The 18,041-nt window shown below is 54.6% G+C and carries 22 protein-coding genes and 1 pseudogene; 9 read left to right on the top strand and 14 right to left on the bottom strand.

All coding sequences use genetic code 11. From position 1 onward, the window contains the following. The coding region (locus tag G451_RS0118090; protein ID WP_156921573.1) for a transposase at window positions 1-221 on the bottom strand (221 nt) is incomplete at its 3' end. Between the two features lie 164 nt (window positions 222-385). Between G451_RS0118090 and G451_RS0118085 the strand changes: the two genes are divergently transcribed. From G451_RS0118085 to G451_RS0118055, 7 genes are all read left to right on the top strand, one after another. Next, window positions 386-940 (top strand): hypothetical protein, encoded by a 555-nt coding sequence (locus G451_RS0118085; protein WP_027185355.1) that lies wholly within the window; start codon window positions 386-388, stop codon window positions 938-940. Between the two features lie 282 nt (window positions 941-1,222). Further along, window positions 1,223-1,705 (top strand): hypothetical protein, encoded by a 483-nt coding sequence (locus tag G451_RS0118080; RefSeq protein ID WP_027185354.1) that lies wholly within the window; start codon window positions 1,223-1,225, stop codon window positions 1,703-1,705. 223 nt (window positions 1,706-1,928) lie between these two features. After that, entirely contained in the window at window positions 1,929-2,132 is a 204-nt protein-coding gene (locus G451_RS0118075; RefSeq protein WP_027185353.1) for a helix-turn-helix transcriptional regulator, read from the top strand. 12 nt (window positions 2,133-2,144) lie between these two features. Continuing rightward, on the top strand, window positions 2,145-2,483 hold the full coding sequence (locus G451_RS0118070) for a helix-turn-helix domain-containing protein (RefSeq protein WP_211236363.1): 339 nt from the start codon (window positions 2,145-2,147) through the stop codon (window positions 2,481-2,483). Continuing rightward, a complete protein-coding gene (locus tag G451_RS33045) occupies window positions 2,480-5,233 on the top strand; it encodes a DUF3987 domain-containing protein (protein WP_051261651.1) in 2,754 nt (917 codons plus the stop codon). Before G451_RS0118070 ends, G451_RS33045 begins: the two co-directional genes overlap by 4 nt. Continuing rightward, window positions 5,230-5,568, top strand: coding sequence for a hypothetical protein (locus tag G451_RS0118060; protein ID WP_027185351.1), 339 nt, complete (start codon window positions 5,230-5,232; stop codon window positions 5,566-5,568). Before G451_RS33045 ends, G451_RS0118060 begins: the two co-directional genes overlap by 4 nt. A gap of 39 nt (window positions 5,569-5,607) precedes the next feature. Next, window positions 5,608-5,811, top strand: coding sequence for a hypothetical protein (locus tag G451_RS0118055; RefSeq protein WP_027185350.1), 204 nt, complete (start codon window positions 5,608-5,610; stop codon window positions 5,809-5,811). Window positions 5,812-5,982: 171 nt separating this feature from the next. Here the strand turns inward: G451_RS0118055 and tnpC are convergent. The 3 genes and pseudogenes from tnpC to tnpA form a co-directional block, all read right to left on the bottom strand. Further along, a pseudogene (tnpC, locus tag G451_RS35395) lies at window positions 5,983-7,427 on the bottom strand (IS66 family transposase). Window positions 7,428-7,471: 44 nt separating this feature from the next. After that, complete coding sequence (gene tnpB, locus G451_RS0118045; RefSeq protein ID WP_027185349.1) at window positions 7,472-7,822, bottom strand: IS66 family insertion sequence element accessory protein TnpB; 351 nt, start codon at window positions 7,820-7,822, stop codon at window positions 7,472-7,474. After that, window positions 7,819-8,166 (bottom strand): IS66 family insertion sequence element accessory protein TnpA, encoded by a 348-nt coding sequence (gene tnpA / locus G451_RS0118040; RefSeq protein WP_027185348.1) that lies wholly within the window; start codon window positions 8,164-8,166, stop codon window positions 7,819-7,821. The genes tnpB and tnpA overlap by 4 nt, the downstream gene beginning before the upstream one ends. A 270-nt stretch (window positions 8,167-8,436) precedes the next feature. Between tnpA and G451_RS34230 the strand changes: the two genes are divergently transcribed. Beyond that, window positions 8,437-8,586 carry a hypothetical protein gene (locus G451_RS34230; RefSeq protein WP_156921704.1) on the top strand — a complete coding sequence of 50 codons (150 nt, stop codon included), beginning with the start codon at window positions 8,437-8,439 and terminating at the stop codon, window positions 8,584-8,586. 234 nt (window positions 8,587-8,820) lie between these two features. Here G451_RS34230 and G451_RS0118030 read toward each other — a convergent pair whose 3' ends face one another. The 9 genes from G451_RS0118030 to G451_RS35390 form a co-directional block, all read right to left on the bottom strand. Continuing rightward, on the bottom strand, window positions 8,821-10,041 hold the full coding sequence (locus G451_RS0118030) for a zinc-ribbon domain-containing protein (protein ID WP_027185346.1): 1,221 nt from the start codon (window positions 10,039-10,041) through the stop codon (window positions 8,821-8,823). Window positions 10,042-10,201: 160 nt separating this feature from the next. Continuing rightward, window positions 10,202-10,813: a zinc ribbon domain-containing protein gene (locus tag G451_RS0118025; protein WP_027185345.1), complete on the bottom strand. Its 612-nt coding sequence runs from the start codon at window positions 10,811-10,813 to the stop codon at window positions 10,202-10,204. 90 nt (window positions 10,814-10,903) lie between these two features. Then, window positions 10,904-11,995: a zinc ribbon domain-containing protein gene (locus G451_RS0118020; RefSeq protein WP_027185344.1), complete on the bottom strand. Its 1,092-nt coding sequence runs from the start codon at window positions 11,993-11,995 to the stop codon at window positions 10,904-10,906. A 62-nt stretch (window positions 11,996-12,057) separates the two neighbouring features. Beyond that, on the bottom strand, window positions 12,058-13,542 hold the full coding sequence (locus G451_RS0118015) for a hypothetical protein (RefSeq protein ID WP_156921703.1): 1,485 nt from the start codon (window positions 13,540-13,542) through the stop codon (window positions 12,058-12,060). Beyond that, entirely contained in the window at window positions 13,535-14,203 is a 669-nt protein-coding gene (locus tag G451_RS0118010; RefSeq protein WP_027185342.1) for a hypothetical protein, read from the bottom strand. The genes G451_RS0118015 and G451_RS0118010 overlap by 8 nt, the downstream gene beginning before the upstream one ends. A gap of 129 nt (window positions 14,204-14,332) precedes the next feature. Then, the gene (locus tag G451_RS0118005; protein ID WP_027185341.1) at window positions 14,333-15,337 is read right to left on the bottom strand and encodes a hypothetical protein; all 1,005 of its coding nucleotides are present in this window, start codon (window positions 15,335-15,337) and stop codon (window positions 14,333-14,335) included. 15 nt (window positions 15,338-15,352) lie between these two features. Further along, window positions 15,353-16,345, bottom strand: a complete 993-nt coding sequence (locus tag G451_RS0118000) for a ligand-binding sensor domain-containing protein (RefSeq protein WP_156921702.1) — start codon at window positions 16,343-16,345, stop codon at window positions 15,353-15,355. Beyond that, window positions 16,342-16,995 carry an ABC transporter ATP-binding protein gene (locus G451_RS30240; protein ID WP_169727899.1) on the bottom strand — a complete coding sequence of 218 codons (654 nt, stop codon included), beginning with the start codon at window positions 16,993-16,995 and terminating at the stop codon, window positions 16,342-16,344. Before G451_RS30240 ends, G451_RS0118000 begins: the two co-directional genes overlap by 4 nt. Window positions 16,996-17,003: 8 nt before the next feature. Continuing rightward, window positions 17,004-17,117: a zinc-ribbon domain-containing protein gene (locus tag G451_RS35390; RefSeq protein ID WP_425387515.1), complete on the bottom strand. Its 114-nt coding sequence runs from the start codon at window positions 17,115-17,117 to the stop codon at window positions 17,004-17,006. Between the two features lie 348 nt (window positions 17,118-17,465). Here G451_RS35390 and G451_RS35210 point away from each other — a divergent pair, with 348 nt between their 5' ends. Further along, window positions 17,466-17,588, top strand: coding sequence for a hypothetical protein (locus G451_RS35210; protein WP_281171570.1), 123 nt, complete (start codon window positions 17,466-17,468; stop codon window positions 17,586-17,588). Window positions 17,589-17,735: 147 nt separating this feature from the next. Here the strand turns inward: G451_RS35210 and G451_RS35385 are convergent, their stop codons facing one another. Continuing rightward, window positions 17,736-17,930 carry a zinc-ribbon domain-containing protein gene (locus G451_RS35385; protein ID WP_084448640.1) on the bottom strand — a complete coding sequence of 65 codons (195 nt, stop codon included), beginning with the start codon at window positions 17,928-17,930 and terminating at the stop codon, window positions 17,736-17,738. Window positions 17,931-18,041: the final 111 nt, after the last annotated feature.

Genomic DNA, 18,041 nt, shown 5'->3' with positions numbered 1-18,041 from the left:
CAACGACAAAATCGACGATGTGTATTTTTCCAATCGCCGTAATCGGGTGGAAGATCTCTCCATGGAGCCCCAGTTCGGAGTATCCAGAAAACGGCATTAATGAAAAGCCGATTGTCATGGGCGACACCTCCCCACGTTCCTTTTCTTCCTGGTAAATGAGGTTCGAGCAACTCCCATACCCGGTCAGAAATATCATGTCGTCTATGTGCTGCACTCTTCATTCTGTCTTCTTTTTCCTTTTAGTATCCGATGCCAGGAAAAGAAGAATAAAGCAATCTTGTGACGACACTACCTAGCTTCGGAGTAATTAACCGAGGTGAAAACGTCTCTTCCCTTGGAGGTGCGGCCCTGGATTAACTCAAGAGGAAAGCTGAAGGGGGCTTACATGATGCCACCAAAAGAAATACGTCCCATATCAAGGAAGGACTTGATTGCTGCACCAAAGGTAATGGAGCTTTGGAGTCTTTCAGATGTTGAACTATTTGAAGAAATTCAACGAGGCGAGCTAGCTGTATTTTTTTGCAATAGAAGATCAAGGACATCACCTGATGGTGAAGAATTGTTGATGTGCTGGGAAGGTACGTTCGACGATATCCCGGAGTATGACATCTATGAGGATGAACTTTCTCTCGATTGTTCTAGTAGTTATTTTCGCATTTCAAGTATTTGTGCCCATCAAAAACAATATCCTCACTTAGGTTTTCCAACAACAAATAGACCAACTGCCGACGATACATTCTTACTCAATTTTCAATCTACTGCACCAGAGTGGATGCCTGCACATGAAGCTCGTGTGGTGCTTGCGATGACGCCTATTGAATTTGTAAATTTGCTTAATTCAGGCGCACTTGAAACAAATTTAGAGCAAGAGCGCCTTGACTCAGCAGAAATGGGCGGATGGGAGAAAGGCTATGTCCCTTTTTTAAAGCAAAAGACCTAGATATACTTAAGGTGCATAAATCATCTTTTAAAGAATATACACTATCTATAGATTCCGCTGCACGAAAAATAGATACTAGCATCTTGCAATATTATTGGAGTGCTGATGATAAAGACACACACACCAACTCAAACGACACCGCGTATCAAAGTGAAACTGATTTACCTCCATATAGTATTTTGACTACAGATGATCTTTGCAAAAGATGGTCTGTAAGCCCTACTCAACTGTTGAAAATAATAAGAGAACAAGAAGAACTCGCTGTATATTGGGAGGAAGACAATGTCCCATTCTAATTATGAAAACTTGAGAAGATATGAAAATAAATATGTGAATATCTCGCATCTTGGATCAGCAATATTCTTTTTGCAGGACATAGAAGCGTTTGAAGCAAATCACCTCGAACTTTTCCCAGAATCTCCCTTAGCCCAAGCCTGCGAGCAGGTAGCCGACCTCCAACGCCAACTTGCGACGGCGCGACAGGAAAACGAAAGGTTGAAGGGCGGCAAATGCAATCCGGGCGACACAGCCCCGGATTGCGCATCCTGCAAGGCTGAAATCCAGCACATCGACGAGTGGACCAAGGACGTTGAATTCGCCGTAATCATGACGGTGAAACTCGTGAAAGAAGGGGAGCGCCTGAGCACACTGGCACATCAATCCGAATGGAAAAAAATCCGGGGTGCTACTCGCAAGCGGGCCTTCGAGGCTATCCGCCGCGCTTTGCCCGCCGATCTAAAGGAAACCGATCCAAGTTCCAAATAGCATTCTCCCGAGGCTGTCCCACCTTCCCAAAACATAGCGGGACAGCCCGTCAATTCTCGTTTTCTACCCCTTCGCCATCCTCCGTCCCCCCAAGCTATCCCGGAGCACCCCTCTTTCGAGACGGGACAAGAAAGTTGTCTGGCGGGATAGCGGGATAGCTTCCCCTTTTGTTTCATTTCTCGCATCTCCTTGGAAGTTTAACTACGTTCAAAGGAGACACGACATGACCCAAGCATTACGAACCAAGGAAGCGGCGAAGGTATTGAACGTTTCTGCGGGAACTCTTGAGGTATGGAGATGCAAGGGGCGCGGGCCGAAGTATTCCAAACTCGGAAAGGTTGTGGTCTATGACCCGGCGGACCTTCAATCATTTTTGGATGGCTGCAAAGTCCTGACCCGCGACACCATGCCCCGGCGGGCGAAATAGGGGCGGGCGACCATGACCACCAAAGAAAAAGCCCCCCGCATCGGCCAGGACGCGGGGGGCGGGAAAAGTGGAACGACCAAGGCCACAATGCCCGCCCCCGACCTCGTCGTCAATGACCTTGAAAACTCAGCCGCCGCCCAACGCAACCGCATCCTCGCGGCTCTGCGGAAAGGCTCCTTGACCACCCTTGAGGCCCGGCGACTCTTGAATGTGCTCCACCCGGCGGCACGAGTGCAGGAGCTACGCCAACTTGGTTTCGATATTGTCACCGTAAGGTGTGAATATATAACCCAAGAAGGCCGACTGCTCCGCGTTGCACGGTACATCCTGCGTGGGAGAACGGCCCAATGAGAACTCCTTTAACCGAGTTTGAAAATATCCTGCATGATGCCGGGTTGGTCCCCGGCGAAGTCATCCCGGATGGCGTCTTACATCGCTGTGGGACCAGCGAAAAGCCTGCCTGCAAGAATGGCTGGTATATCTTCTATGAGGATTACCCGGCTTCCGGTTCATTTGGGAATTGGCGCACTGGATTGATCGAAACCTGGACCGCTAAGAACGAAAAGTCGCTGACCAAGGTGGAACGCCAAGCACTCAAGGCCAGGATTGAGCGCGACAAGGCAGCCAGAGAGGAAGAAACGGCCAAGCGCCATGCCGAGGCCAGAAAGAAAGCACAAAGCATTTTGAACGCTTGCCTTCCTGCCCCTACGAATCATCCGTATTTGGTGCGTAAAGGCGTGACAGTGGACGGCCTGCGCATATCGAAAGATGGGCGTCTCGTTGTTCCCGTTTATGACGAAATCGGCGTGGTCATGTCGGTCCAATTTATCAGCCCTGATGGTAGCAAGCGCTTTTTGACCGGTGGGAAAATCGCAGGCGGCTTTATTGCACTCAAAGGCGGCACAGGGCCACTCCATATTGCAGAAGGCATTGCCACTGCCGCGACAATTCACACAGCAACAGGTGAAACGGTTTTAGCCGCTTTCAACGCCGGGAATCTTGAGGCCGTGGCGGTTATGGCGAGGGAGAAATACCCGGATCGTGAAATCATCTTGTGTGCCGACGATGACCGCGAGACAGAAGGCAACCCTGGCTTGACCAAGGCAACCGAAGCCGCTCGGAAGGTCAACGGGTTCGTGGCCGCTCCATTGTTTGCGAACCAGGCAGCCGGGACCGACTTTAACGACATGGCCGCTTCTCAAGGCTTGGAGGCCGTCAAGGCGCAACTGGCCGAGGCCCAACCGCCCAAAGAGAGTGGGCAGGTAAACGCTTTTCCGAAAGGTTTCGTAGAGAGCAAGGGACCGGAGAAATCTGTCAGGATACCTCAGGACGGTCCGGGAAACTTGCTTCCCTTCGCCCCTGAAAGTGAATCCTGGAGGCTCGCCAGGGACTTGTTCCCGCGTGTTCCCTTCCCGTGGGAGGCGTTGCCCCTGACTATCGCCTCAAGCCTCAAACAGTTGGCCCGGTCCTGCGCTACGTCGGCAACACCATTACCTGCCCAGGCCATATGCCTGATGGCCGCAGCATTGGGCCGCAAGGTGGACGTGGTTGCAAAGGCGTCATGGAGGGAGCCGTTGGTTTTCTGGGCTTGTGACATCAGGGATTCTGGCGCGGGTAAGACGGCCCCTATGTGGGAGATGGCCAACGAATTGACCAAGCGGCAGGCCAGCGAACACGAGCGGTTCAAAGACGAGCAAGACGAATGGGCAAAGATGAGTCCCAAAGACAGGCAAGGTATGATTCCCCCACGTAGTCCTCGCGGTTACTTTACCACAAACTTGACCCTGGAGGGCATCCATTCAGACCTAGACGGCCATGAGAGCGGCGGTTTGGCCGTTCTCCTGAGCGAGCTTTCCGCGCTCATATCGGGACAGAATCAGTACCGGGCAAAGGGCGGTACTGATCGGGAGAGCTGGCTTTGCCTCCATGACGGCAAACCCGCTCGTGTGACCCGCGCCAGGGGAAGCGTGTTCATCCAGGGGGCGAGAGTTCAAGTATGCGGTGGCATTCAACCGGGCATCTTCCGTCAGGTGTTTGGGGGCGCAGGTGGCCAGTACATCGAGGACGGTACGGTTTTCCGTTGTCTGTTCACCTTCGAGTCCTCCATGCACCATGAACTGACCTCCGAAAGTTGGACTGACGAATACAGAGAAGCGTGGGCCTCCATGCTGGGAATGGCCCTGGATTGGGCGGACGGGCAGCAGGAGCCTCACTTGCTGACCCTGACCAGTGATGCACAAGAACGCTTCTTCGAGTGGCGCAACGCCCTGGACGTGCAACGGGCTGACCTTCCTCCGACCTTCCGCGGCTTCCTTCCTAAGGCATACGGCTACGCCCTCCGCATCGCCGGGACGCTTCATGCGATGGAGCAATTCTCCACAGGCCGAAATCCGGGCAATGTTCTATCCCTGGAGGAGATTGAACGCGCCATCCTGGTCGTGCATTTCTATCTCGGGCAGGCAGTGGATGCCTTGCAGTTGCTGCTTGGCGATGGAGAAGGAGCGGCCCCAGCGGAAGTGTCCTCCCGGACCATCCTGCTTGCCCAAGTGTTGGAGGGGTCACGCAGCCAAGTGGACAACGGGCGCCTCGCTGTCGGGTTCATCAAGGAGGCATATAACGCTACGGCCAAGCCCGAGGAGCGGTTGTCTCCACATGCCATGGGGGCTTTGCTCCGGTCTTGCGGTTTGACCGTCTCGAATGGCAAGCACAACGCCAACGGCAGGCGCTGCGTTTCCTGCCTCCAGTGGGACGAACGGACGGATTTGTTTCTGAAACAGAGTCTGCATAGTCTGACTTATCTGCCAAGCAAGGAACAGTGCGGGCTGGCGGAGGCAGAGCTTGATCCGCCGGAGTCTGATTTGTCTGCCTGGAACGAGATGACGGATGGTCCGACGGCAGACAAGTCAGACTATGCAGACATGAAGTCTGCAGCTGGGAACCCTCATGAATACAGGGGAAGCAGACAAGTCAGACAAAGCAGATTTCCTTTCGGCGATATCACGGATAGGACGGCTGCAGAAGTCTGTCAGGAGCGAGGCCCCTCTGTCCCCACCAACTCACACGGTGAACTTTGGAATGGTCCGGCGGAGGTGGAGATATGAGTGTCACCGGAACTATCCAAGAGCTTGGCGCGGACGTGTCTCTTGCTCCTGGTGGAAAGCTGAAGGTTTCAGGGCTGGATAGGCTTTCACAGGAAACTGCCGAACGCGTTTTGTCTCTGGCAAAAGAACGCCGTGATGAACTCTATCAGGAGCTTTCCCAGAGTCAGCTCATGGTCGAGCCCAGGCCATACGATGACCGTCAGATCGAAGAGTTCAGAAGAAGTCATCCAAATCTTGTTTGCTGCCCCGTGGCCGGTCCGTCTGGCTGGTGGTGGAGAGACAGAAGTTCGTGTCACCGATGTCCAGTGCCTTGCCCGGAGGGGCGCTTGCAGTAAAAGCCATTGTTTTTATGAAACCGAAGAGGAGATTCAGCAATGCTTCAAGTTACAGCTAAAGATTTCACCGACGTTGAAATTACAAGCGTCTCCCATGACGAGGAAAATGGGGACATGGTTATAGACGTGCGGCTTCGTATTCCAACCTTTTTCTTGCAAGAAGACATCGAGGACTACACCTCTTTGCTCAACCTTCAGGAATTGAAAACGCTCAGTGTCAGAACAGATAAAATTGACGTTTAGCAGTTTAGCCGGAAGACTTTTTTGTCCCGGTAAAAAGTAGCCTTTTTTTATTGTGACCAAAATATACGTGCAGTGTAGGTGCTGGAAAACCTGTCTCGGATAAAATCGATGGAGCGTGGCGAAAAAAGGTAAGCGCAAATTTTTTGACCTCTTCCAAGCCTCCACATCCTGTTATCGCGTCAACTCTTCAGCGGCAAGATACTGCGGAAACAAGCTTCTTCTCTCGTCATCGGACTTCATGCCCGGTAGTCTTTCAAAAAGGAAATGCAGATACCGCAGCGGTTCCAGCCCGTTGGCCTTCGCCGTCTCGATTAGGCTGTACAAGGCCGCGCTTGCCGCAGCGCCTCTGGGCGAGCCGGAGAAAAGCCAGTTCTTCCGACCGACCGCAAAGGGGCGGATGGCGTTTTCGGCCAAATTGTTATCCGGCAGCAAGATGCCGTCTTCAAGATACGCTTCAACCCGCTCCCACTGTCCCAAGGCGTAAGAGATTGCGCGGCCGAGGAGACTTTTCGGCGGCGTGGTCTGCCCCCGTTCCAGAAGCAACGCCTTGATGGTGCCCATGATCTGACTGGACTGGGTCTGATGCATGGCCAGGATGCGATCCGCATCAAAGCCCGCTTGCCGGGCCTGCTTTTCCAGGCCGTAGAGTTGAGCAATGAGATCGACCACCTCCTGAGCCGTGCCGCGTTTCTTTGTCCCAGCCTTGAGCACGTCCATGAACTTACACCGCACGTGCGCCAGACAGCCCACATGGATAATGCTCTCTCGCTCCCCAAGAGCGTTATACCTCGCATACCCATCGGTTTGCAGGTAGCCTGAAAAGTCACGCACCAGTTGCTCGGCAATCTTGCCGGAACGCGAGGGCGAATAATGAAAGAGTATGCCGGGTTTTCCAGGAGGTCCGCCTCGGGCGAGCCACATATACGATTTTCTCGTGTTCTTCCGGCCAGGTTCTTTCAACACCTGCACCGTGGTCTCATCCAGATTCAGAACCGGCCCAGACAGAATCTCTTCGTGTAGAAGCTCCATGATCGGCTCACAAGCTTCGGCAGCCCGTCCACAAACTTGGATGCCAGGACATAGGCCAGAAGACCTGATGTGGCGATGCCCTTGGGTGGCATGGGGGCAATCTTCACGGTGGGACCGTCGTCCTCCACTCCCTCGCACTCGTGACAGGCGTACTTGGGACGGACGTGGCGCACTACCTGGATTTTGGCCGGAATGAAGTCCACTTTTTCGCTGACTTCTTCACCGATGCGGGTCAAAGGAGAGCCGCAAGGGCACGTCTTGTCCTCTTCGGGCAGGTCGTGAACAACTTCCACACGGGGAAACGTTGGCGGGATGGGACGCCGACCTCGCTTCCTGCGGGTATGACTGGGTACGGAGACGCTGCTGTCGTCGGTTTTCAGGAATTCAGTCGCAACAGCCTCCGCCTCGTCGAACAGTGAATACTGTCGTTCATTGGCCGTGGGTTTGGCTCGGCGCTCGGAAGACGCCGCATGAATGACGGCCTTGAGCCACCGGACCTGCTCCTGCAACTCGGAAATGTATTCGTCCCGGTCGGCAAGGATGGCCTTTAATGTCTTGGGATCATTTGGCAGAACTGCGTTGCCCATGGGGCAGTATGTATATATAATATATTGAAATGTAAAGAGAATGCTCAAGGCATCGTCGAGTATTTCAGGCTCGGATGGCCCTGCATCTGCATGGGGTCGAGTCCTTCAAGGAGCCACGAAAGCTCACCTGATCCAAGCTCCAAAGCCTGTTCCCTGGACTCGGGCCAAAGGAAGCGATGCCTCTCCAGCCGCTTTTGCCACAGGCAAAAACCGTTGCGATCCCAGTAGAGAATTTTGATGAGCGTCCGGCTTTTGTTGCAAAAAACGAACAGTTGCCCGCTGAAGACATCCATCTCTGGAATGTCGGTGACAAGGAGAGACAGGCCGTTGATGGCTTTGCGTAAATCCGTCGAGCCCAGCACGAGGTAGACCCGTGTGCTTGAAGGCAAGATCATGCGAACCGGCTAAGTGTTTCAAGGAGCTTGACGAGTGTGGCCTGGCAAAAGTCGCCCACCAGCTCTACTTGGTAGCCTGATGCATGCAGGATGATCGGCTGTGGGACTTCCTTGATGGTGAACTGCTGCACCGGGATAGGCACGATGTCCGGCTTGTTGATGGGAGCGGATTCTTCGCCTTGATTAAGGAAACGCCGCTTCCAGTGCCAGAACGCGCCTGCCGAGAGCTTGTGCCTGCGACAGTATTCGACTTGCGTCAGCTTGCTTGCACGCCAACCATCGACATGTTTACGCCAAAAGTCGGCTGAACGGGGCTTCTTCTGTTTTCGGGATGCCTTGGCCATGGATGCTCCTCCTTGAATTGAAGGGCATCATGGCATCGATGGGGTGCTGCTGTAAGAAGGGGGTCATAGAGCGCTTACAAATAAGTGGCTCAATTTTGAGACACTTGAGTACTCTAAAATTGAAGTCCCGCAATTTTGCGGAGCTTAACTGCAAGGACTGAGGACAGCAATTTCCTTACTTTGAAATCACCTGAGACGGCTTTTCGTTCCTCGTCATGTAATCGAAAACGGAAAACGCTTTCAAGATTGGTTTGTGAAGATGTTCTCCCCTTGATCCGCAAACACGGCTTGTGCGCCACGGCTTCGACGATTGAATCCATGCTAGCCGACCCGGCTACAGCAATTAGACGGAATGGTGACGTCAGCGGCAGAATCATGAATGGACCACGTGCCAAGGCCGCTGGCCTGGCTAAGGAATAAGGGGTAATTCTCTTGACGACGAGGAGCCACATAAAATCGTGGCAACGCATTGTAAAAACAATGATTTCAGACGGGATGAATCAGCCCCCCAAGCATAGGTCAAATTATCCTTCCTCAGACGCTATTTATCAGCGTTGTAGTGGGCAAGCCTTGCAATGCCTGTAACGCACGATTCAGGTACAAAAAGAATCAGCCAAGAGGAAGGTTCTTCAAAAGGCCTTCCCCTCGATCTTTTTATCTCAAAAAAACGCTCGCGCTGCTTTTCACTGGGTCGTATTTTTCGTGTCCACCGTTGATGGAGACAATGATCTCGGTCAGGGTATTACCGGAGCCTTGTGCGGAGCGTACGATGCCCTTGACGTCAAAGGGCTTGTTGGTGCCTTTGTACACTGTTCTCCATATCCCCCCCTCGTATCGACCGTGGATGGTCACATAATGAATGGGCCCGTTTTTGGGTACAATCTTGAGTTCGGAATAGGAAGCCAGCTTCTTTGTACTGATGCGCAGGTACGTGCCGCCTTTTTTCTTTGTTTTCCTATCTCCTGTGCCGTCCGTGCCCACTTTGCCGACGAACTGCCAACTTGGTGTCGACGTGCTTCCCGCCTTCTCGTTCGGGTCTATCTGGTCAACGTTCATGTTGTGCTGTGTCCCGGGAGACTGTTTGTCCTTTAACGACGGGACAGCGTTTCGCCGTGTTCCTCTGTAGTAGTCATGCTCCCGGATTGATGGAAAATCAATGTACCAGAATCCATCCTTGCGTTTGAGGGTGAAGCTTTCGTCCTCTACGACTGAAACTCGATCGCCGCCGGGGACCATGACGTCCATAACTCCCTCCAATGTATAACTGGGACTGTCGCTTGGCGTCCCCGACTTTTTGACAAGCCGCAAGCTCTCGAGCCTGAATGCGGCATGCATGATCTGCGTGTATTCCACTCCACTTATCGCGTCTTGCAGGGTGTTGCGGGTGGCGTCCATAAAATCTCTACAGGTCTCTCGTTGGTCCGGGAGCACATATTTGCAGGCGCGGCGATCTTTGGTCAGGGCGAGTCGCATGAAACAGGGGATGGGCACCTCTGGCCGGTCGCGCTCCATGCAATTTTCCAATTCAAAGACCAACTGGTTCTGATCCTGGACGTCTTCCATGGTAAAACCGTATTTTTCACCCCACTGCATCCAGACGTAGCCGAGTAACCCTCCGATGCAAAGCAGCAGGACGAGCATTATGCCCAGTATCCAGCGAAACACTTTTTTAAAGCCGCTTTTTTTTGCAGCAGGGGGGGGCTCGTGCCCACGTCCAGAATCATGCGATGAAGGTTGCCGGGGCGGCTGAGACGGAGAATCTGCAGCTTGCGGAGCTCCTGCTTCTGAAACTGGCACTCCGCATTGTTCACAGAATTTGACCCCTGCCTCGATGGGAGCGCCGCAATGGCTGCAAAACCTGTTGGAAGAACTCATGGCTTTCTCCTTTATCTTAGAGGCGATCCGGCGGAGAAGACACGGAAGTGACCTGCTGCAATTGGCCGTCGCATGATTTGCAAAACGCCGCTCCTGGAAAAGTGCGGTGGCGTTTTTCCCCAATAAAAAATTTTCCGAAACGACAAATTGAATTCAGACTTTAGTCTGATACCTTGTGCCCGCAACCGCCGCAGAATCGCACTCCGGGTTTGATTTGTTTACCGCAATAGGGGCATGCGGTCGGATCGGCCGCTGTAACGGGGTGTTGCAATGGCGCGCCGCAACCGCCGCAGAATTTCGCCCCTGGCTTGAGGGCCTTGCCGCAAGAAGGGCACACTGAGGGGCGCGTCTGTTGCCCGGCGGCTTGGGTATCCGGCTTGGAGTCGAATCTAAAATCGGCCGAGCCGCTGGATGTCTTGGCGGAAGACTCACTGAGCTTGGTTTCAGGGCGCTGCATCGCTATGAATTGCAGGCCCGCCTCGTCTCCGAGGGGTCTGGCTTGTCTTTTGTAAGGCGACAGTCTGTCGGCGATACGCCGCATTTTTTCCGGGTCAAATGCCCCTCGAAATGGACCTTTTGCGCCGCACGAGGGGCAGAACTTGGCATTGGGCTTTTTCAAACGCTTACCGCACGCAGGGCAGGATGGCACGGTCGGCGCCCCGTCAAAAGAAAGAGGGGGGAGCGGGGCCTTGCATAGTAGACAAAAACTTTGGCCGCCCACATTGACTGCATGGCATGTGCTGCAGGTTTGCGTCTGCGCGGAACGGGTCATGATCCACCTCGAAAAGCTGAAATTATCTCGCAATCAATTCATCAACCGCAATGCAACAATTTTTTTGTTCAGTGACATTGGAAAAAAGTGTCAGGCTAAAGGTTTGCCGCATTCGCTGCAGAACTTGGCTTCGGGCTTGTGCTTAGCCCCGCATGCGGGACAGAACTTGCTTGTCTTGCCCGCTTCTGGAGTTTCCGGGGTGGCTTCCACACGCTTCAGGCGTAGAATATCATACGGCTGCATGACCAGGGTTGCGGCAAGTTCGAACAGTTGCGCTGGGGACAGACCAGTGATTTTCACGGAATCATCGTCTCCGGAGAACATGAGCGCCGCGCCCGCTCGACCTTGTACGGCAAAGACTGAGGTCTTCAGGATATTGCCGTTGTCGTCGTGGCAAGCCGCCAGGGCGTTCAAATGTCCCTCCGGCAGTATCAGGGCGACCGCTATTTTTTGGGCTTCTTTGCCGATTTCGAACATACTGTTGGAGAAGCGTAGCAGCCCCTTTTGCATTAATGCCTCCAAGCCCGTTTGAGCGTCGGCCTCGCCGAGCGGGGAGAGATTCAGGCTGTTTGTGACATGCGGTGCGAGCAAGTGCACGCCATCAAGGGACGCGTTGGCCGCTGCCATGATGTCCTGGAACGTGAGTTGCGGAGTTGCGACGATATCCTGGCCGTTGGCAAGGGCCTGGAAGTAGTGACGTCTGGTTGCGTCCACACATGCCAGCAGGAGCTGGGCCTCAGCAGGTGGGAAGTCCTGGTCCAGGCCACAGCGCTTAACCACTGTCAAGGGCCAGAATTGCTCCATGGTCCGGAAGAAATTATCGAAATCCGGCGGATAATGCAGTCGTTGTCCCTTGCCGGTGTCCATCAACGCGGCGACCTTGACTTTTTCTCCTTTTCGGACGTGAAAAGCCGAGGCATGCAGGGCGATGAGGTCGCAGGCATAGGTGACCGCGCCCATGGCCTGAGTACCGGTCAGCAGATTGAGAAGTTGCGCCACGTCGGGGAGCAGCTCCTCTTGATTCGAGATCAGCTCCGGGTTGTTGATTTCCTTTGTCGGGGCGTTCCCCGCGCCTGCCTTGATCAGGGCAAAAGGGGAGAGATCGCTGTAGGTTGCGTTCATCCGCTTGGCGATGGAGAGAAGTTCTTCCGAGCTTATTGGGACGTCAATTGTTTGGTTCATATCTTTTCCTCTTTCTGAGAAGAGATTTCCCTCTGTCAAAATTGCTGAAATAAAGCTTGGCGTTATTTAGGGCCGTACGCTTTATACATATACTCGCCTCCTTTCCAAATGCCATCGACGCCAAAGCCCTTGCTGTATTCCCATGCCGTATGACCACCCACTTTTTTCAGGCCCATCTTCTGCATTTCATACCAAATGTCCGAGAGTGGGATATTGGAGCAGTCTGTGGTCTGGGTTGAGCTAAGGGCGTTTAATGTCTTGTCGCCGATAAACGACAACGTGGAGGTAAGCGCACCTTTTCCAAGAGCTTGACTGACGCTGCCGGTTTCTTGATAGGCCTCGATACCCGACGTGGCGCCTTGGTAAACATATTTGACCCCATTGCCGCCGAACACACTGAGGACGTTGATGGCGAAATCCGCCGTATATTTGATGCCGTACACCACGTTTTCCTTGAATTCCGCGGAAGCGGCTTCCCTGTCGGCAAGGTATTGCTGCAGGACATTGGCCATCATTTCCAACTCCTTGACCCCTCTGGATGCGGTATCCAGCTTGTCCTGGGCGGTGTTGACGAGGCGGTCCAGGTTTTCAAATATTTCGTTGATGTTCACCTCTTCCACTGGCTCAGGTTCCGGCCCGATTATGGGAGGCGTTTTGGGATTTTTTTTCGGCTCGGGTTTAGACTCTTCCTCGGGCTCGTCTTCGGGTTCCGGTTCTGGTTCTGGCTCGGGGCTGGGAGGTTGCTCTGATTCAGCTTTGGGTGGCTGGGTCTGCTGTCCGCCGGCATCGGCCGTTGCGGGATTGTCTACGATGATTACGACCTGGTCTGTATTGAGCAGGCCAGTTTCCGGATCAACACGGTACGCGCCGCCGTGGAATGGTCCGTCGGGGAAATTGAGTTCGGGATTGGCGCGATAGATGGGCTTACCGGTAGCATCGCGGCCCACTTCTTCTACCAGCCTGTTGTCCAGCAGATATTTCAGGGCCTCGTCTCCGTCGAGGATGGTGCTGGAAGAGCCGCCTCCCGTGACCTCTTGCTCCGCTTCAGCTTCCGGTTCTGTTCCGGTTTCCTGTGTCCCGGTCTCCTGATCGGCGCCTCTGCTCCACCAATTGCGCAGCCATTCGGCTTCTTCCGGGGTCAGATTCTTTTCATCGAATTCGTCCCAATTGATATAGACTTCTGGCGGCAGTATGGACGTATCGATAACATCTTGCAGAGGAATGGCCTCTTCTCCCGCGATAATGGGGGCTTTCTCGAATTCGACGGGCTGTTGCGGGGGCGGTTGGTCCGCTTGCGGTCCACTCGGAGGAGTAGAAGCGACAAACGGGCCGAGGGGGGGCGTTGTTCCTGAGGCCCCTCCGAAGAGCGTACCCAGCAATGCGGCCAATACGGCCATTGCGCCGCCGACAACGGCCAAAAATGCGTTGTAGCCGGGCGTCTGTTCGCAGTCCGAGGGACTGGAGCAGTCATGGGCCAAAGCCATTCCGCAGCAGAAAAGGACTACTACCATTGTCGCGATGATTATCGCCAGTCGGGATCTACGCATGAGATGTCCCCCACCTTTTAATACCGAAACCAAGGATACCACCCCACAACGCCAGGCCTACAATGCCGTTGGCTATGAACTCAGGATCTTCCAGGCTTAGGCGCAGCACGTTAGGATAGACTGCCAGACGCACGGCCTGCAGCACCAGCACGAAAAGTATTGCCCATGGAATACCCCCTTGGGGGCGCATTAAAGCAAAGATCATCCCCAGCATCATGCCTATCCAGTAGTGATAGAACCACCCCGCCAGCAGGCTGCCATAAGACGAAGGGGGGAGGCCGGTCATGGCATGGCCGAAGTGCGGCATGGCGCGATAGGGATCGAATTGCAAACCGAGGATTAGTATTACCAGCGGTTTGTATAAGTCATAAACCAGGCTTGCGGTCAGCCCCCAGACAAGCCCGGAGACGAGTGAAACCCAGAAGCGGCGTTTTGTCATGATGATCACGTCGTCTCGTGAATCGCGAAAATGCAGAATTGTTGCGGCAAGCAGTACGGCCCCGGGCATGACACCAAGGGTCAGAGCGTAGTCCGCGGGCATGGGGCCGGCAACTCCCATAATCAGCGCCGCCCCCATCATGCTGAAAAAGAACAACATTAGAACCAGGGGGGAGCGCAGAGCCAGGGCCTGCGAAATCTCATGCAAAGAAAATCGCATCATAGTGTTAGCCTAGTTTTAAAAAAGTATCCCGGTCTGTTAGCGGAAATTCAGGGCACCTCTCAATAGTATCGGATAACGATAGTTAAAAATATGGCGTTCACAATCACTCCACATTCTTATGCGGCAGCCCTAATCTTTCATGCCGGTTTTGCCATTGCGGGGCGCCAGCAGCAGGAACCCCAGCAGCATGGCCATGACAACCACTTTTTGTTCTTCCAGCGCGGTTTTGTAGATGCGCCCGTCGTTCAGATTCATGTTGTTGATGAGTGAATAGAGCATGGGAAAGACGAGCACGATAACAAAGCGAACATGCTTGTGGATTTTATCTCGCAGATCGAAAAACACCGGAATATACAATTGCAACAGCGGCCCATAGCGTGCGACTGCGTAGGTGAACAGCGCGACGAAGGCCGGGAACAAACGCTGATGCACCAGACCGACGACGTTGCCTACGTTGGAGTTCGAGGAGAGCACAGTATCGTAGTGCGCCCCGGCCCAGAGAATAGTGAACAAAAGGCAGGCAACTGCGGGGGGGAGCAGAAAGCGGAATGTCGTGGGGACAAATGGTGTGACATGCGACAAGAGGGCCGTTATCTGCTTGCGCAGAAGAAAGATGCCTACCATGACGATGATGGGGCCGGAAAGCACCGACAATGCCGCAGCGCCGGAGCAGAAGTACATTGGGCTCGTGTTGGGTTTGAACATGGTGCACCTGACCTCAGGGGCCAAACCGCTGAGCCATTTGGGGATGAGCCCCAGGTAGGGATAGAGAAACCAGGAAAGCGCCGCGCCAAGGATCAGGACCATTGCCGCGCCCACAAGTCCTGTGCGCTCTGTGTTTGCGGTCTGAAGGATCTTGACGAGTGGGGAGCTTGGCGGCTGCATTTCGCCCCTCATCGGTGGCTGAGCTGGCGCTTGGCTCTTGGAGGCAGGCGTGTCGTGCAGCCATTGGCCGACTCTCTGGTCGTAGCGCAGCAGGGCTCCGGAGTCAGGATCGACCGTCCACCAGTTTCCCATCCGGTCCTGGGTGCGCAATTGGGCACAGGCATGGTCAAAGGCTTGTGGCGTAAGCCGCCCATTGTTGAGCTGCATGCGTAATGATTTCAGATGTACAGGAAGTTCACGAGGCTCCATGATTACCTCCTCTGCTCACAACTCAAGGTCCGCGGGATCGTGAACCTTGTTCAATCCCTTGTTCGTGGCAAGCCAAAGAGCGCCTTGCGCGTCTTGCAACATCTCTTTCACCTCGGCCCCCACCAAGCCATTCTCAGGCCGCAGGATCAGATGCTTGTCTCCCATAAACACGGCCATGCCATTGAATTCCGAACCATAATACATACGCCCTTGTTTGTCCTGGTACAAGGAACGGACAACCGCTCCGGCAAGACCGTCGTCCTGCCTCAAGGCGCTCCATGTTTTGTCTCGTAATGTACATGCTCCGCCGTTTTCCGCAAAGCCTGTGGCCACGTGCAGCGCACCTGCATTGTCGAGAAGCAACGCATTGACGCGGTTGTGGGGCAGGCCTTCTTCCACATGAAAGTGGTGCCAGGCTCTGCCGTCGTACATGCTGAGCCCGCCTCTGATTTGCGAGGCTGAGGCGAACCACATGCGCCCTGCGTAGTCCATGAGCATAGCGTCCACGGAATCGAGGCCGAGCCCGTCCTTTCGGCCGAGGCAGCGTATTTCTTGTCCCTGAACACTGCATACGCCCATTTCGTTGCCGACCCAGAGCGCACCATCGGATTTTTCCGGGGACTGGTACAAAGCCGTCGCCGGCCCAGGGGGGAGGCCCAGTCGTGTGGTATCGTCGGACCACGCCGCGCCGTCGAAGCTGCCGAGGCCCCCGGCATGCGCCACATGCAAAATGTTGTCCGCGTCCACAAGCAGGTCGCGAACATAGGCGAGCTTGGGAATACATGCGGGAAGCTCCATGAGCTCTCCGGATTCCCTGCGCACGAGAAAGAGCCCATCTCGTCCGCCTGCCCAGATATACTCCCCCTGCTCGGCCAGCGCGTTGACGTCCTCGGGAGGGACGATGCGCATCCAACCTTGCGGAAGAGTTTTTTTGTCCGCCGGGTTGCAACCGACGAGCAGTACGGCGTAAAGGATGAGCAAGATTCCCATCCGATAAGTCCGCGTCATGGAAGCGCCTCCCCTCCTGTCAACTCGCCTTGACGCAGGACGGCCTGCCTGTTGCACAGCCCATGCGAATTGTCTGGATCGTGGCTGACAAATATCATACTTGCTCCGGTTTGTTTCAGTTGTTTTCGGATGCAGGCGAGGGCGCGCTCTTTGGTTTGCGGGTCCAGGTTCACCAGGGGCTCGTCCATGAGCAGCAGGCGCGGTTTGGGCGCGAGGCATCTGGCAAGGGCAACACGCCTGGCTTCTCCACCGGAGAGTTGGTGCGGTCTGCTTTTTTGCATGCCCTCCAGCCCCAGGTCGTCGAGCAGTTCGGCGACGCGAGCTGCTCGCTGACGTTTTGTCAGGCCATGTACGCCATAGCCCGCATTGCCTGCGACGGTCATGTGTGGCCAAAGGGTCGGGTCCTGCAGCGCAAGGCCGATACCTCGGCGATGCGGAGGCAAGCTTTGTGGGGTGACGGGGTTATTATCCATAAAAATCTCTCCGGCATCAGGTTCCAGCAGGCCGGCAATGCAGAGCAGCAACGTGCTTTTGCCGCTGCCGGAAGGCCCCGACAGTCTCAGTCGTTCCCCCTCGCGGAGCTCAAGGGAGATGTCCTTCAACACCAATTCTTTGCCAAACTGTTTGCTTAAGCCTTGCAAGCGCAACATGTCGTCGATCATCGCTGTAGGGCAAAGCCGCAGCCGCCGCAAAACTTCGCACCAGGGCGCGTTTCCCTACCACATTGCGGACAAAATCTGGGCTTTGCCTTCTGAAGAGGGGCTCCGCACATCTCGCAAAATTTGTCGTCAGGTGCGCATTGCTGCCCGCAGGCTGGACATGCTCTGGGGGGATTACCGGGGCATGGCTGTGGCAGAGCTGACGCTTGGGCACGGTGATACGCGGGCGGTTCCGGCGCCGATTGTCCGGCTCCTCCGAGCGTGTTGGGCTGCCTGGGTAGAGGCGGTGCTGGTTGTTGCGCTTGAGTTCCCTCCTGTAACATTCCTTGCAGTTTGCCCAACAGGTTCTGCTGCTCGTTCCTGTCGCCACCTGAATAATTATAAAAAAGAAAACTACGTTTTTTTCCGTTGCGCAAAATGAATGAGGCTTTCGTTGAGCCACGTTTGGGGGTGATTTCTATGTGCGCGATATCATGGATGAAAATATTGTCCGTGTCCTTGGGCTTGACTACTTTGGTGGCCAGGTTGTCCAACAGCAACATCAGGCGATTGTGAGTCAGCCCCACCACGAATTTGCTGGCTGATGTGGGAGCCAGGCCGGCAAGGACTATGCGGGCCAAGTCATGTGAGGTTTCCTCCGCATACCCCGTGTCAAGCAACTGTTCTCCGGGGTGCAGATAGACTGAGAGTTTTTCGAAAAAGGCTTGTTGTTTGCTCATAATATGCCTTTGTTATTTGCATTTGGTCCCGCATTCGCTGCAAAAAGCCTCGCCGTCAGCCAATATCGCGCCGCAAGTGGGGCAGGTCGACGATACGGACGTTTGCCTGACCGCTACGGCCGCGCCGCACTGCTCACAAAAGGCTGCGTCCGGGGGGAGGGGCGCGCCGCAGTTTCGGCAGGTACTGTCATGGGGGGGGAGGCGCAGGGCCCTTTAGTCGGGGGCGCCTGAATATGCGCCTGGTCGTAGTAGCCTTGTTCCACCAATGAGCGGCGGTGTCTGGCAAGAAAATACCGCACCAGAAAAATGACGCCCACA

The sequence above is a fragment of the Desulfovibrio inopinatus DSM 10711 genome (assembly GCF_000429305.1).
GTDB classification, from domain to species: domain Bacteria; phylum Desulfobacterota; class Desulfovibrionia; order Desulfovibrionales; family Desulfovibrionaceae; genus Alteridesulfovibrio; species Alteridesulfovibrio inopinatus.
This window is presented reverse-complemented; position numbering and strand designations above follow the sequence as displayed.